The organism is Actinoallomurus sp. NPDC050550 (genome assembly GCF_040655075.1).
Lineage (GTDB): Bacteria > Actinomycetota > Actinomycetes > Streptosporangiales > Streptosporangiaceae > Actinoallomurus.
The window spans coordinates 41,529-56,239 of record NZ_JBFAJC010000037.1; the positions used below are offsets into that span (position 1 = coordinate 41,529).

The window sequence follows — 14,711 nt, forward strand, 5'->3', positions numbered from 1 at the left end:
CGGGCGCGCCTCCTCAGGGGCGGGTGATGTCGGGGAGGCCGTCGAGGAGGAGGGCGACGATGCTGTCGGTGACGGTCGCGCGGGGGACGTCGGGGTGGTCGAGCCACCACTCTCCCGCGGCCTGGACCATGCCGACGGTGGCGTGGCTCCAGATGTGGACGCGGACCGGGTCGGGCAGGAGGCCCTCGCGGAGGATGATCTCGGCGATCTCGCCGCCGAGGCCGCGGATGACCGTGCCCATCGCGCTGTGCGTGGCGGTGTCCTCGGCGCTGGCCCGGTGCACGAGGAAGCGGTAGACGTGCCGGTTGGCGGCGATGGCGGCGAGGTAGGTGTCGATGGCCGCGCGGGATCGGGTGCGGATGTCGCCGGGGCGTAGGAAGGCGGTGCGGATGGCGTCCATCAGCACGCGCGTGTGCCGCTCGGCGAGGGCCTGGTAGAGGCCGGACTTGTCGCCGAAGTGGCGGTAGAGGATTGGCTTGCTGATGCCCGCTTCGGAGGCGATGGCGGCCATCGAGGCCTCCGGCCCCTCGCGGAGGATGATCCGGTCGGCGGCCTCCAGCAGGGCCCGGCGGCGGCGCGGGTCGCGGCCCGCCCGCGTGTTCGACGCACCGGCGGCCGGAGCGGGCGCGCTCGCCTGCGTGCTCGACGCACCGGCGGCCGGGGTGGGCGCGCTCGTCCGCACGGCGGCCGTGGATGGGTGGTCGTCCCCGCGCGGAGCGGTCTCCTCGTCTCGTGCGCCCTTGATCACATCTCCGAGACTAGTCGGCCCTGGCTGACCCGCCTCGTCAGAGGCCCTGACGCGAATCTTCATGGCCGAACGAGGTCAGCGGACTCCCTACACGCCAAGAAATGAACAGGTTAGTTTCCTATTCATGTCTCGGCCCTGGCCGCGCGACGGTCCCTGACCACGTCCTCGCCCCGCTGCGTCCTCCGCACGTTCCCACCATCACCGACGATGGCCCTTACCGACCTCCCAGGAGAGCGGCACTTCCCACCATGAGCACCCCGATCAGATCGGCAGCGCTCCGCCTGCTGGCGGCTACGGCGCTGACCTCATCCTTCGTCTTCACCACGGCACCCGCGCACGCGGTGACCAGCGCCTGCCACCCCCGCGGGCGCGACCTGTCCGTCACCTTCCAGCCGATCGACCACACCGTCACGGACGCGCAGTACTTCCTCGCCCGGATCACACTGGCCAACCGGGGCGGCCGGTGTGCCCTCGGGACGGACTGGGCGCTGTACTTCAACTCCGTGCGCCAGCCGGAGGCCGTCCTGCCGGGCGCGGCGGGCGACACCGCGCGCGCCCAGCTGGCCGGCCAGGGGCTGTCCGTGGCGCGGGCGGACACCGCGCAGAGCGGCGACCTGTACGTCCTGAAGCCCACGAGCGGGTTCAAGCCCCTCGGACCGGGCGAGCGCCGCCCGATCGACATCGACTTCGAGCTCTGGGCGATCCAGAAGACCGACGCGCCCGCGGGCTGGAGCATCTCGTTCGATGGCGGGCCCGCGCAGTGGGTGCCCGCCAAGGTCCTGCTCGATCCGGCGGATCCGAAGCAGACCAAGGCGTTCTCCGGCGACAACCGCCCGGAACAGACGGCGGCGACGCGCTTCGCCGACAACACCGCGCAGCGGGCGAACCTCACCCTCCAGCAGCGGCTCCTCCCCCAGCCGCTGTCGGCCACCGCCGGCCAGGGCACCGTGACGCTCGGCGGAGGAACGGAGATCCGCAGCCCGGCCGCGCTGTCCGGTGAGGCGGGCTACCTGCGTTCGGCGCTCGGCGATGTGCTCAAGGGCGGCGGCAAGGGCGGGGCCGTCGTACGGCTGTCGGTCGACCCGAAGCTGGACGTCGACCACGACGGCAAGGCGGACGCCGAGGGCTATACGCTGCGCTCGACCGCCGGCGGCGTCGACATCGTCGGCGCGGACCCGGCGGGTGTGCTGTACGGCGTGCAGACGCTGCGCCAGCTCATCCCCGCCTCGGCGTACGAGGCCGCGGCCCGCGGCGCCAAGCCGTCGACGGTGGACGTGCCCCAGGCCACGATCGCGGACGCCCCGCTGTTCGGCTACCGCGGCCTCGGCATCGACGTGGCGCGGCACTTCGAGAGCAAGCAGACGATCGAGAAGTTCCTCGATCTGATGTCGTACCTGAAGTTGAACCGGCTGCACTTCCACCTCAGCGACGACGAGGGCTGGCGGCTGCAGATCCCCGGGCTTCCCGACCTGACCGGCTTCGGAGCGCACCGCGGCCTGGACCCCGCCCAGAAGAATCAGCTGCACCAGGGCATGGGGTCGGGCAACGACCTGGGAGGCGGCGACGGCGTCACGGGCAAGGCCCGTAGCGAGACCGAGGCCAACCTCGGCCGCACGCCGGCGTACCAGGGCTTCGAGCAGGACACCCTGAACTTCGTCGGGAAGGGCAGCGGCTACTACACCACCGCGGACTTCACCGAGATCCTCAAGTACGCCACGCAGCGGCACATCCAGGTCGTCCCGGAGTTCGACTTCCCGGCGCACGCGCGGGCCGCGGTGCAGTCGATGGAACACCGCTACCAGCGGACCGGGGACGGGACGTACCGGCTGTTGGACCCGAACGACACGTCTCAGCACAAGAGCGTTCAGGGCTACACCGACAACCTCGTCAACCCGTGCCTGCCGAGCACGTACGCGTTCCTCTCCAAGGTCGTGACCGAGGTGAAGGGCCTGTACGCCAAGGCGGGGGCGACGCTCGGCACCTTCAACCTGGGCGGTGACGAGCCGCCGGGCCCGAACCGCTGGCAGGGTTCGCCGGCGTGCAAGAGCAACCCGGAGACCGCCGGCAAGGACGACGCCGCGCTGATGAACTACTTCTTCACGAAGTGGAACCAGATCGCGCTGACGGCCGCGCCGACGACCGCCGGATGGGAGGACGTCGTCCGCGACGACCCGCGGAGCTTGAAGCTCGATCACTTCATCGCGCTGCCCTGGCAGAACGTCTGGGGTTGGGGCCGGGAGGCCTGGGCGTACCACTTCGCCAACAACGGGCAGCCGGTGATCCTGGCGCACGCGACCAACCTCTACCTGGACATGCCGTACAACAAGGACCCGGACGAGCCGGGCTACTACTGGGCCAACTACGTCGACGAGAAGGGCACCTTCACGTACCAGCCGTACGACGTGTACGCGAGCGCGACCGAGGACCGGTGGGGCAATCCGATCAAGCCCGACCCGAACTGGGAGAAGCTCACCCCCGAGGGACGCAAGAACATCCTCGGGATGGAGGCCCAGCTGTGGGCCGAGAACGGCAAGGCGCAGGGGATCCGGGAATACCAGGCGTTCCCGAAGCTCCTCGGCGTGGCCGAGCGCGCCTGGAACCGCAACACGCCGAACACCGCGCAGATGCCGGCGGCGTGGAGCGTGTTCGAGAACACGCTCGGACAGGCGACCTTCCCGCTGCTGTCCTTCTACAAGCCCGTCGGGCTGCCGGGTGTCGGGGTGAACTACCGCATCCCGCTGCCGGGCGGGCGGGTGCAGGGCGGGACGCTGACCGCCAACGTCCGTAACCCGGGCCTGGCGATCGAGTACTCCGCCGACGGCGTCTCCTGGAGGCGGTACGACGGCCCGGTGAAGTCCGGACCGACCGTGCTGCTGCGCACCCGCTCCGCCGACGGGCGGAGCAGCCGGATCTCGCCGGTCGGCCTGCCGGTCTGGAAGGCCGGCACCGCCTACCCGGCGGGCGCCCTGGTGGATTGCCAGGGTGAGATCTACCGGGCGACCCACGCCAACACGTCGGCCGCCCCGGACACGTCCCCCACCTCCTGGACGCTCGTCCAATAAGATCGGTCGGGCGGCCGGGCGAACAAAAGTCCCCGGCCGCCCGTCTCACTTTCCGGCGGCACCACCACGGTATTCGTCCCGGTCAACGTGGCCTATGCTGTGGCCCGGTGCCGCGTGGGGGCTCTCCCAGAGACCGGTCGGCGGGGTGGAAACCCGGCTTCGCCGGAATCCCGTCCCCGCTCCGCCGTACGCGCTTCTCCCTGGAGGATCCCCCGTATGATCACACCTCGACTGCCTCGTACCCGCGGTCTGAGCAGGTGCCTGGCGGCCGTCGCGGTGGTCATCGCGATCTGGGTGACGACACTGGGCGCGGGACGCGTCAACGTGTACGCCAAGCCGGACGCGCTGCCGGCCCTTTCGGTGTCCACCCTCGCAGCCCGCTACAAGGCGAACCGCCGCGCGATCGGCGGGGCGCTGAAGACGGCCCGCCGGATCCAGGACTTCGCGATGGCCCGGTCGCTGAGCCGCCTGCTCACGCCGGGCCGGCAGTTCCTCTCCTTCGACGCGCGCGGCACCGGCCGTGCCGTCGAGGTCCTCGGCGACCTGGCCCATGCCCGCCGGGTGGCGATCCTGGTGCCGGGTGCCGACACGACGCTGACGACGTTCGACGTGCGCGGTCACCGGCCATACTCCACGCCCGGCGGCGGGGCGCGGGCCCTGTTCGACCAGGCCCGGCAGGACGAGCCGGATCCGAACCTGGCCGTCGTCGCCTGGCTGGGCTACAGCCCGCCCAAGGTCACGAGCGCGGGGGTCATCACCGACTTCCGGGCGGACACCGGGGCGTCGCGGCTGCGCCGTTTCGTCGCCGAGCTGCACCGCCTGAACCCCGCGGCCCGTACGACCCTGCTGTGCCACAGCTACGGGTCCGTGGTGTGCGGGGAGGCCGTCAAGGGCCTGCCCGTGAGCGACGTGGCGGCCTTCGGCAGCCCCGGGATGTCGGCGTCCAGCGCGGCCGGGCTCGGCACGCGGGCGCGCGTGTGGGCGGCACGCGGCACGAACGACTGGATCGGGATGGTCCCGCACGTGCGGATGTTCGGCCTGGGGTTCGGCACCGACCCGGTGTCGTCCGCTTTCGGCGCGCGGGTCTTCGCGGCCGGGGCGGCCGAGCACAGCGACTACCTGCGGCCCGGCTCGGTGTCCCTGCGCAACCTCGCGCTGATAGCGCTGGGCCGCGCCGCGCAGGTAACCCCCGCCATTACGTAACCCACATCAGGTAATAAGTAACAAATCTGACAGTCGTTTCGTCAGCTGTCAACGACTGAATCGGTCATGAAATTGGCCGATTTCGGCTCCTCCTCAAACGGGGATTTCGGTGCTTGAGTAAGTCGAGCCTCCGTCCCCCGTTTCAGGAGAGTCGATGAAACTCCCCCGCCTCGTCGTCTCCGCGGCATGCGCGACAACGGTCTCGGCCGCGATGGTCGGCGCCGCCTCCTCCGCCTCGGCCGCCACCGTCAACTACGTCGCCCTGGGCGACTCCTACTCGTCGGGCACCGGCACCGGCTCGTACGACCTGGACAGCACCTGCCAGCGCAGCAGCAGGGCCTACCCCGCCAAGTGGGCCGCCGCGCACTCGACCTCCTCGTTCAAGTTCGTCGCCTGCTCCGGCGCCAAGACCACCGACGTGCTGAACAACCAGCTCGGGTCGCTCAGCTCGAGCACCTCGCTGGTGAGCATCACCATCGGCGGCAACGACGCCGGCTTCAGCAGCGTCATGCAGACGTGCGTGCTGGGCTCCGACTCGGACTGCACGACCGCGGTCAACAACGCGAAGAGCTACGCCGACAACCAGCTCCCGGGCCGGCTGAGCACCCTGTTCTCTGCGATCAAGTCCAAGGCGCCGAGCGCGCACGTCGCCGTGCTCGACTACCCGCACCTGTACATCACGAACGACAGCTTCTGCGTCGGGATGAGCCACACCAAGCACGCCGCCCTCAACGGCGCCGCCGACGAACTCGACACCGTGATCGGCAAGGGCGCGGCCAACGCCGGGTTCACCTTCGCCGACGTGCGCAGCACGTTCGCCGGGCACGAGCTGTGCTCGGGCGACGGCTGGCTCAACTCGGTCACCATCCCGATCGGCAACTCCTACCACCCCACGGCGACCGGCCACGCGAGCGGATACCTGCCGGTGTTCACCGGCGCGGCCTCGGCCCTCACGGCGGCCAAGAAGAGCTGACGCCCGCCCGTCCCGACCGGTGAGCACCTCGCCCAAGCGGTAAAGGCTCCGCGGCGACCTCGCCCCGGCGGCTCCGTACGACCGACCCCCCGTCAGGCCGTACGGAGCCGTCGGCATCGAGAGGCCGGGCCGCCCGCGCGCCGCAGGCCCGATCGCACTACGATCTCCGCAGCGCCGGGACCCGCTCGGCGCCGGAGTGACTGCGATGGACTATCACGAACGGCTGCCGCCAGAAGTGGCTGAACTCTTCCCCGACGGCGATGCCGGGCGGACACTGTCCGTGATGGTTCCGTCCGGATACGTAGTGTGGCCGGACCCGGGGTACCCCCAGCACCAGCCGGCCAAGCAACCGGCGTTCTGGATCAGCGACGACCCGGTGCCGTGTGCGCTGTGGTCGCGGCTGCGTGCCGAACACCACGCGTCGGGCCTGTGGCCGATCATGCTGGAGGACACCACTCAGCCATGGTCGATGGGTCAGATCGCGCCCGAGCCGGTCGAGGAGATCGGCACGTACGACGCCGCCGCGTTCATGGCCGAGATCTGGGCCGAATGGGAGGAGCCGGCCGCGGACGTCACCCCCTTCGGCCGCTACTCCCCCGGCCTGGCTCCGCCCGGCGAACTGCAGGAGGATCCGGACGCCCTCGCCGGCCGGTGCGCGGAGGTCCTCGGCGAGCGCTCCCTCGGCCTGGTGCCCGTCACCCGCGGCGCCGACACGCTGACCGTCATGGGCTGGCAGGGCGCCCGGCACCACAACCCCTGGACCGCCCCCCTGTCCGCGGTGGTGCGCAGCTGGGAGGACCGGTTCGGAGCACGGCTCATCGGGGTCGGGTTCAACACGCTCGAGCTGAGCGTCGCCGCCCCGCCGACGACCTTCCGGCACGCGCTGCACGTCGCCGCCGAACACTGGACGTTCTGCCCGGAGGTCATCCTGCAGGGCGCGGGCACCCTGGAGGGCCACGCGGAGCAGATCTGCGGCAGCAATATATGGTCCTTTTGGTGGGAGTGATCCGGGCGACCGGAAATCCCCGGATCGCAACCTGCGTCATCTCATGGGACGACAGAGGAGGCGGGACATGTCCAGACTGAGTGACAACGCCAAGGAACTGCTCCGCAAGCCGTACTTCGCCTGGGCGACGACGATCCGCCCCGACGGCTCTCCGCACAGCACCGTCGTCTGGGCCGACGTCGACGGCGACGACGTCATCTTCAACACCGCGATCGGCCGGGCGAAGGAGCGGCACCTCCGCCGGAATCCCCGGGTCTCGATCAGCGTCCTCGACCCGAACGACGCCTTCCACGCCGTCAGCGTCTCCGGCGAGGCGCAGCTGGAGGAGAACGGAGCCGACGAGGTCATCGACGGCCTCGCCAAGAAGTACCTCGGCGTCGACACGTATCCGTACCGTCAGCCCGGCGAGCAGCGCATCACCGTGCGCATCCAGCCCGAAAAGGTCATCTACTCCGCCGGCGGGTGACCCGGCGGCCGCGGCACCGTATCGGTGCGGCGAGAGCGCGCCGGGCCACCAGAGCGTGCCCGGCGTCCCGGCGCGGCTGCCACCTTCCGCCCTGGGACGCCGAGTCGATCGATCAGGTCATCGTCTCGTAGCCGGGCGCGCCGCCGGGACTGTCCGCTCTCCGGTCGTCGCCGATGGGGTGAACGTCCACTGGCTCGCCGAACCCGAGCAGCCGCCCGCGACCACGTTGCCGCCCGACGCGCGGAAGCACTTCTCTCCCGTCTGGATATCCGAGATCGTGCCGTTCGGATTGATCGACCATTGTTGCGACGGTCCGCCGGTGCACGTCTTGAGCGCGATCTTGCCGCTGGAGCTGGCCGCACACAGGTCGTTGATCACCAGGAACGCACCGTGGAAGGTGAACTGCTGGTCGGCGGCACCGTCGCAGGTCGCGGTCTTGAGCACGGTTCCCGACTTGGAGCTGTTGCCCGGATCGTCGATGCACTGGCCCGATGAGCCGTTCTTGTACTGGCCGACCGTCGTATGGGGCTTGGCTCCGCCGTAGCATTCTCCGGTGCCGGTGTTGAACAGCGGTGTCGAATCGTACGGCTCGTTGGACGGGGGGTCGACGACGACCGGTTCCATGGTCGGGGTGTTGTCGGTGTTGTAGTGCGTCAGCGCGTCCTCGCAGTCGATCGCGTCCATCGCGTTGCCGCCCTTGCCCCCCAGCCACAGGTCGATGTGGCGCAGTTTGGGCCCGCCGTTGGGACCGTGGCCGCTCCAGTCCTCACCGCATTCCTCGCAGCTGTCCTCCATGATGAAGTACTTGCGCACGCGCGGGACCCACACGACCGTGCCCGCGGGCAGCTCCGCCGTTGAGGTGGCGAACGTGATCGGATCCGAATAGGTGCCCTTGCCGCCGGCCGTGTCGTGAATCTTGGGGTACGAGATGTCGCCGCCCGGCGGTGTGTTGTCCCACCAGCCGTAGAACGTCAGGAACGTCTGCTGGGTCTTCGAGGCCGCGGATGCCTGCGAGACACCCTGCAAGCCGAGGAACGCCAGACAGGCGACGATCAGAGCCGCGCCGAACGCGCGCCGAACCATGATGCCTCCGTAAGCGGCGAGTCGTCACAGGTTTGACCCGTGCGCCCAGCGCTCCCGCCGCACTCGAGCCCAGCACACGAGGTTAGTTAGGAAGTCTTCCTTACTATCGTTGGACGGACCGTACTCCCCGTCAAAAGACCCGTCAACGGTGAATCGTGAATACCGAGAAGACCACCAGGGCCCGGCGATGCGCACCGGCTTTCGAGACCGTGTTGGCGCAATGGCGCCGGGCGGACCCGACGACCCGGAGATTGCCACTACTGGACAGATTCGTTGACGCGACGGTCAGCCCGTGAAAATGCGTGGTGCGGGAGTGACGTCCTCGAGGAGACGACATGCGCGCACACCGCCGGTGGATTCCCGCACTTCTCGGAGTCTGGATGGTCGTCGCGGCCGTGTGGACGGGCCCGCCGGCCGGCGCGAGACGTACGGCGGCGCCGCAGCGGATCGTCATCGACGCGGCGTCCAGCGGGCGCACGTTCGACGGGATCGGCGCGCTCAGCGCCGGGGCGTCCTCACGGCTGCTCGTCGACTATCCCGAGCCGCAGCGCCGCCAGATCCTCGACTACCTGTTCAAGCCGGGCTACGGAGCGGCCCTGCAGATCCTCAAGGTCGAGATCGGCGGGGACACCAACTCCACCGACGGGGCCGAGCCCAGCCATATGCGCACCCCCTCCGACCTGAACTGCGACCGCGGGTACGAGTGGTGGCTCATGGAACAGGCCAAGGCGCGCAACCCGGGGATCAAGCTGTCCGCGCTGCAGTGGGGCGCGCCGGGCTGGACCGGCAGCGGGGACGCCCGGCCCACGGTCTGGACGGACCGCGACATCGACTACCTGCTGGCCTGGCTCGGCTGCGCCACCCGCCACCACCTGCGCATCGACTACCTCGGCGGGTGGAACGAGGCGTGGTTCGACACGGCCTGGTACCAGCGGCTGCACGCCGCCCTGGCCGAGCACGGATACGGCGACGTCAAGGTGGTCGCGGACGACAGCTTCAACTGGGACGTGATCAAGCCGCTCACCGAGGACGCGGGATTCCGGTCCGCCGTCGACGTCGTCGGCCAGCACTACGTCTGCGGGTACCTCAGCGACTACCTGCGGTGCCCCAGCCCGCAGGCGGCCCGGGACCTCGGCATTCCGCTGCACGCCAGCGAGCAGGGGTCGCTGCCGTACGACTCCGGCGCCGCGCCGCTCGCGCGCGCCCTCAACCGGCCGTACATCGACGGGGCGATGACCTCGACGATCAACTGGTCACTGATCGCCTCCTGGTACGACACGATGCCCTTCCAGGCGGCCGGGCTCATGGGCGCGGACGAACCGTGGTCCGGAGCGTACGTCGCCGGGGCTAGCGTCTGGGCGGTCGCGCACACGACGGAGTTCACCCGGCCGGGCTGGCGGTACGTCGACTCCGCCTCGGGCTATCTCGACGGCGGCGGGAGCCACGTCGCCCTGCGGTCTCCCGACTCCCGGGACTACAGCGCCGTCATCGAGACGATCGACGCGACCGCCCCACAGAACGTCGAGGTCACCGTCACGGGCGGGCTGCCGGCCGGGCCGCTGCGCGTCTGGACGTCGGACCTGTCGTCGGCCGACCCGGGGCGCTGGTTCACCCGCGCCGGGACCGTACGGCCCGGCGACACGCTGACCCTGGAGCCCGGCCACGTGTACACGCTCACGACGACGACCGGACAGGGCAAGGGCCGCGCGGCCTCGCCGCCGCCCAGGCCGCTGCGGCTCCCCTACCGCGACGGCTTCGGCTCGTACTCGGTCGGAGCCACACCTCGTTACCTGTCCGACCTGGACGGGGCGTTCGAGGTGGCGCCGTGCTCGGGTCGACCCGGCCGTTGCCTGCGGCAGGCGATCGGCGAGCAGCCGGTGTGGTGGAACGGCTGGCTCAAGCGGCCCGTGACGGTCGTCGGTGATCTCAAGTCCTGGCGGGACTACACCGCCGGCGTCGACGTACGGCTCGACGAGGACGGCTGGACCGAGCTCCTGGGACGCGTCGACGGCCAGTGGGCCGACGCCGTGTCAGGGATCCACCTGCGGCTGTCGAGCGACGGGCAGTGGCAGCTGTACGACGAGAGCCTCCAGGGGCAGGACTCCGCCCTGTGCGTGCCCAGCGATCCGTCGTGCGCCGGAATCGCGGCGCCCCGGCCGCGTCCAGTGCAGCGCCAGACCCTCGCGGCGGGCCGGGTCAGCCGCGCGGCCGGCGGATGGCACCGGCTCGGGCTCCGTTTCGCGGGCGACCACATCACCGCCCTCCTCGACGGGGCGCGGATCGCCGAGGTCGACAGCGCGGTGCACGCCTCGGGACAGGTGGGTCTCGGCGTATCGCCGTGGCGGCACGCGGAGTTCGACGACCTCGCGGTGACACCCGTCCAGGACGCCGGGAGCGTGCGCTACCTGCCCGCACAGTCGCTCACCGCGACCGGCACGAGCTTCCACCACGGGTACGAGCCGCGCAAGGCCGTGGACGGCAGCGTCCAGTCGATGTGGCACAACGAGTGGTCGCCGCGCACGTCGCTGCCCCAGTCGATCACCGTGGACACCGGCCGGGCGCGCCCGATCGCGAAGGTGACCTATCAGCCGCGTGAAGACGGCAACGGCAACGGGGTGATCACCCGCTACGAGCTCGCCACGAGTCTCGACGGCGTGACCTTCACCCCGGTGGCGAGCGGCTCATGGCCGCTGAACACGACGCGCAAGGAGATCGACCTGCCCGGTGTCACGGCGCGCTTCGTCCGGCTCACCGCGCTGGAGGCCGGGGGCGGGTACGCGTCCGCCGCCGAGATCCAGATCGCGGTTCGCGCCGGGTAGTCCGACCGACCCGCGCCGGATGATCCTCGTCTTCCAGATCGGCGTCCGCGCCGGGTAGCCGTGATTCAGATCGGAGGGCGTGCGCCGGCAGGCGTCATCCGGTCGCGCCGTCGTCCTTCTTCGGCGCGCGGATGTAGGTGCCCTTCGCCGGCAGCGTGATGACGAGCTGACGCTCGCGAAGGTCGCGGATGGCGCGCCGGGCGGTGCCGAGCGCCACGCCGTACTCCGTGGCGAGGTCGCGCTCCCCGGGCAGTCGCGTGGCGGGCCGCAGCTCACCCCGCTCGATGCGGCCGGCGATATGGTCCGCGACCTGCCTGTAGCGGTATTCCGGGTCAGATCCGTCGAAAACCGGCTTCTCGTCGCTCACATAGATCACGTTAGAGCAGCGCCCAGCTGCACAAATACACAGGTAGCGGCATGCCGCTATACACCGCGTCAGGTAGCTGATAGGTTACCCACCGTGAGGAAGGTGCTCCTCGCCGGCCGCTTCGGTGGATTCACCGGCCGCGTGAGCGAGCACCTGGCGGGCGGGGCGGCGGCGAGCGGGGAAGGCTACGGCCACGCCGCCGCCCCAAGGGGGACGACGGGGGGTTCCATGAGCCATCAGGACACTGACCGGGCCCGCCGGATCCAGGCGGCACTCGACGACTTCCGCGCAACGCTCGCGAGCGTCCCGGTCGTCGGCGTGGCGCACTGGTCCGAGATCGACCAGCTCACCGAGCTGATCCGACGCAACCCGCAGACCGCTCGCCGGATTCTCGACGATCTCGAGGACGGCCCGTGAAGCATTGCGAGACGTCCGATGGATCGGCCATGGAGCGGCCGATAATGGTGAGAAGCATGGTGAGGTTCGGAGAATACATCGGATGAATCTCCTTGACCGGAGCGCAGGCCGGGAGTAAATCTCGTGTGCGGACATTCCCCTCGCCCCCGGGAGACTCCATGCGACGACGTCTCTGGACGCGCCGGCTGATCGCTCTCAGCGCCACCGTCGGATTGACGCTCTCGGCAGCGCCCATCGCATCGGCGTCCCCGCCGGGCACCGGCGCGAGCACGGGACATGGAGGTGTCGGTCGCGTACCCCGCACCGTCGTGCTCGACGGCGCACGGCTCGTGGGGATCCGGCAGCGGCTCGCCACCCGGCCCGACCGGCGGCTTCGGACGGCCCTCGCCGAGCTCACGCACGCCGCCGACGCCGAGCTGCGGACCGGTCCCTGGTCGGTGATGGACAAGGCGACCACGGTCAGCGCCGACAAGCACGACTACTACAGCCTGGCCACCTACTGGTGGCCCAGTCAGCCGAAGACGCCGGACAATCCGTACGGCTGCCCGTTCGTGCAGCGGGACGGCCGCTGGGCGCCGGACGTCGCCACGACCGGTGACCTGCCGACGCTGCATGCGTCGTGGACCGCGATCTCCGACCTGTCCCTCGCGTGGTTCTACACCCGGCGGCCGGCGTACGCCCGGCGCGCCGCGCTCGACATCCGCACGTGGTTCCTCGATCCCGCGACCCGGATGAACCCGAACATGGACTACGCCCAGGCCGTCCCGTGCGGCGCGAACCCGCAGGGCCGCAACTACGGCATCATCGAGTCCGCGCAGGCGATCACGCAGGTGATCGATGCGCTCGCCCTCCTGGACTCCGGAGCCCCTGGCTGGACCGCCCGCGACCGCGCGGGCATCCGCGACTGGCTCGGCAGCTTCCTGGACTGGATGCTGACCAGCCCGTTCGGTCAGGCGGAGAGCGCCACCAAGAACAACCACGGCACCTTCAAAGATCTGCAGGACGCCACGATCGCGCTCTACCTCGGGCGCACCGATCTCGCGAAGCAGCTGATCGTCGGCGCGGAGACGAAGCGGATCGACCCGCAGATCGCCGCGGACGGCGGCCAGCCGGGCGAGGTGAGCCGCACCCGGCCCTGGCACTACGCGAACTTCAACGCGCAGGCGTTCTGCCGCCTGGCCGACGCGGGCCGGCGCGTCGGGATCGACCTGTGGTCCTACACCACGCCGAGCGGCGGGAGCATCGCGAAGGCGATCGACTTCCTCATCCCGGCCGCGGAGAAGGGCGCGGACGCCTGGCCCTACCCGGATCTCGACGTGTTCGATCGGAGTCTGGCGCTGGACAAGCTGCACGCCGCCGCGACGGAGGCGAACGACGGCCAAGCGCGGGCCGCGCTCGCCCAGGTGCCCGCCCCTGCGGGCGGCGACCTGTGGCCCGTCGAGCCCACCTGCTGGCAGGACCTGTCGCAGCCGCCACTGCAGAAGTGAGCGACGGCCCTCACCTCGGCGAGGCCCGTTCCGGTCTCCGCGTTCGCGGGATCCGCCCTTGCGCCGCCCTTCTCGTGGCGGCGCAAAGGGCGCTACGAGCGCGGCTCGGCCGACTCGCCACGCTCGGCCAGTTCGTCGAGGCGGCGCTTGTAGTAGGCCCAGGGCGAGTCGAAGTCGGACGGGACGATGAGCTCCCACCCCTGCTCCTCCATGAGGCGACGTCGACGGCGCGACGGCCACCACAACCGCCGGTGCTCCCACTTGTCGGGCGAGGCCTCGACGAGGTGGAAGAGGTAGCCGTAGTCGACGGCGTGCCATCCGCGGAGGCCCTCCCTCGCCAACGTCTCCATCTCGTTGAAGGCGTGCAGCGGCTTGAGCACTCTCCGGGCGGGGCCGTCGCCCGCGACGGAGCCGTTGCGGGCGACGGCCACGCTGTAAGCGCTGCTGGGCGGCCTGGCGGCTGATGCCCAGCAGCCGTCCGAGGGCCTCCCAGCTGTGCCCGGCCGTCCGGGCTCCGGTGATCGACTGGCGCAGCAGCCTGCTGGTCTCCTCGGCGGCGACGCTGGACGCGGCGACCATGAGCAGGTGGGCGTCCGGGTCGTCGTCGAGCCCCTCGCGTCCCTGCTCGCACGCGGTCAGCACGGCTTCGGCCACGGCTTCCCTGATCGCACCGGCCTGATCTTCGGTGAGCCGGCTCCCGATCGCGCTCACCGCCGCTCCCCCGCGTCACCGGCGATGGGAGGGAGCGGCTCCAGCTCGTCCAGGCGGGCGGCGTCGGCGGTGGACACGGTCCCATCGCGCAAGGCGGAAGCGGCCGTCACCACCAGCGCGACGAAGACCGCGAGCGCGACGACAACGAAGAGGACCCACAGCACCAGGCTGTCGAAAGCGGCCTGCGCCACGAGCAGGATGCCCGTCAGCGGCAGTAGGACGGAGATGGCCAGGACTCTGTGGGACGGGCCACGAAAGGCACGACGAGTCATGATGTCAAGGATGAGTTGACATCGCCCGCATGTCACGTATTCATTGACATGCGCCGGCGCCGCCGGAAGCCGGGCGAGGTCTGGGCCGCCGCAGGGG

General features: G+C 70.5%; 14 protein-coding genes. 9 read left to right on the plus strand and 5 right to left on the minus strand.

Annotated elements, in window-relative coordinates:
- Positions 1-13: 13 nt before the first annotated feature.
- Positions 14-748, minus strand: a complete 735-nt coding sequence (locus tag AB0I04_RS37295) for a TetR/AcrR family transcriptional regulator (RefSeq protein WP_360895757.1) — start codon at positions 746-748, stop codon at positions 14-16.
- Positions 749-996: 248 nt separating this feature from the next.
- On the opposite strand from AB0I04_RS37295, the gene AB0I04_RS37300 reads away from it, so the two are divergent.
- The 5 genes from AB0I04_RS37300 to AB0I04_RS37320 all read left to right on the plus strand — a co-directional run bounded on the left by AB0I04_RS37300 (position 997) and on the right by AB0I04_RS37320 (position 7,458).
- Positions 997-3,810 (plus strand): family 20 glycosylhydrolase, encoded by a 2,814-nt coding sequence (locus AB0I04_RS37300; protein WP_360895760.1) that lies wholly within the window; start codon positions 997-999, stop codon positions 3,808-3,810.
- A 216-nt stretch (positions 3,811-4,026) separates the two neighbouring features.
- A complete protein-coding gene (locus AB0I04_RS37305; RefSeq protein ID WP_360895763.1) occupies positions 4,027-5,013 on the plus strand; it encodes an alpha/beta hydrolase in 987 nt (328 codons plus the stop codon).
- 154 nt (positions 5,014-5,167) lie between these two features.
- Positions 5,168-5,986, plus strand: coding sequence for an SGNH/GDSL hydrolase family protein (locus AB0I04_RS37310; RefSeq protein ID WP_360895766.1), 819 nt, complete (start codon positions 5,168-5,170; stop codon positions 5,984-5,986).
- 205 nt (positions 5,987-6,191) lie between these two features.
- Positions 6,192-6,992: a DUF4253 domain-containing protein gene (locus AB0I04_RS37315; protein ID WP_360895769.1), complete on the plus strand. Its 801-nt coding sequence runs from the start codon at positions 6,192-6,194 to the stop codon at positions 6,990-6,992.
- Positions 6,993-7,059: 67 nt separating this feature from the next.
- Positions 7,060-7,458, plus strand: a complete 399-nt coding sequence (locus tag AB0I04_RS37320; RefSeq protein ID WP_360895772.1) for a PPOX class F420-dependent oxidoreductase — start codon at positions 7,060-7,062, stop codon at positions 7,456-7,458.
- A gap of 117 nt (positions 7,459-7,575) precedes the next feature.
- Here the strand turns inward: AB0I04_RS37320 and AB0I04_RS37325 are convergent, their stop codons facing one another.
- Entirely contained in the window at positions 7,576-8,541 is a 966-nt protein-coding gene (locus AB0I04_RS37325) for an RICIN domain-containing protein (protein WP_360895775.1), read from the minus strand.
- A gap of 335 nt (positions 8,542-8,876) precedes the next feature.
- On the opposite strand from AB0I04_RS37325, the gene AB0I04_RS37330 reads away from it, so the two are divergent.
- The gene (locus AB0I04_RS37330; protein WP_360895778.1) at positions 8,877-11,360 is read left to right on the plus strand and encodes a discoidin domain-containing protein; all 2,484 of its coding nucleotides are present in this window, start codon (positions 8,877-8,879) and stop codon (positions 11,358-11,360) included.
- A gap of 94 nt (positions 11,361-11,454) precedes the next feature.
- Here the strand turns inward: AB0I04_RS37330 and AB0I04_RS37335 are convergent, their stop codons facing one another.
- On the minus strand, positions 11,455-11,727 hold the full coding sequence (locus AB0I04_RS37335; protein ID WP_360895781.1) for a winged helix-turn-helix domain-containing protein: 273 nt from the start codon (positions 11,725-11,727) through the stop codon (positions 11,455-11,457).
- A gap of 93 nt (positions 11,728-11,820) precedes the next feature.
- On the opposite strand from AB0I04_RS37335, the gene AB0I04_RS37340 reads away from it, so the two are divergent.
- Complete coding sequence (locus AB0I04_RS37340; RefSeq protein WP_360895784.1) at positions 11,821-12,144, plus strand: hypothetical protein; 324 nt, start codon at positions 11,821-11,823, stop codon at positions 12,142-12,144.
- Positions 12,145-12,302: 158 nt separating this feature from the next.
- Positions 12,303-13,631: an alginate lyase family protein gene (locus AB0I04_RS37345; RefSeq protein ID WP_360895787.1), complete on the plus strand. Its 1,329-nt coding sequence runs from the start codon at positions 12,303-12,305 to the stop codon at positions 13,629-13,631.
- A 92-nt stretch (positions 13,632-13,723) separates the two neighbouring features.
- On the opposite strand, the gene AB0I04_RS37350 is transcribed toward AB0I04_RS37345, so the two are convergent.
- Positions 13,724-14,062 (minus strand): hypothetical protein, encoded by a 339-nt coding sequence (locus AB0I04_RS37350; protein ID WP_360895790.1) that lies wholly within the window; start codon positions 14,060-14,062, stop codon positions 13,724-13,726.
- A 32-nt stretch (positions 14,063-14,094) separates the two neighbouring features.
- Between AB0I04_RS37350 and AB0I04_RS37355 the strand changes: the two genes are divergently transcribed.
- Positions 14,095-14,310 carry a hypothetical protein gene (locus AB0I04_RS37355; protein WP_360895793.1) on the plus strand — a complete coding sequence of 72 codons (216 nt, stop codon included), beginning with the start codon at positions 14,095-14,097 and terminating at the stop codon, positions 14,308-14,310.
- Positions 14,311-14,338: 28 nt separating this feature from the next.
- Here AB0I04_RS37355 and AB0I04_RS37360 read toward each other — a convergent pair whose 3' ends face one another.
- On the minus strand, positions 14,339-14,614 hold the full coding sequence (locus AB0I04_RS37360) for a hypothetical protein (protein WP_360895796.1): 276 nt from the start codon (positions 14,612-14,614) through the stop codon (positions 14,339-14,341).
- Between the last annotated feature and the right edge of the window lie 97 nt (positions 14,615-14,711).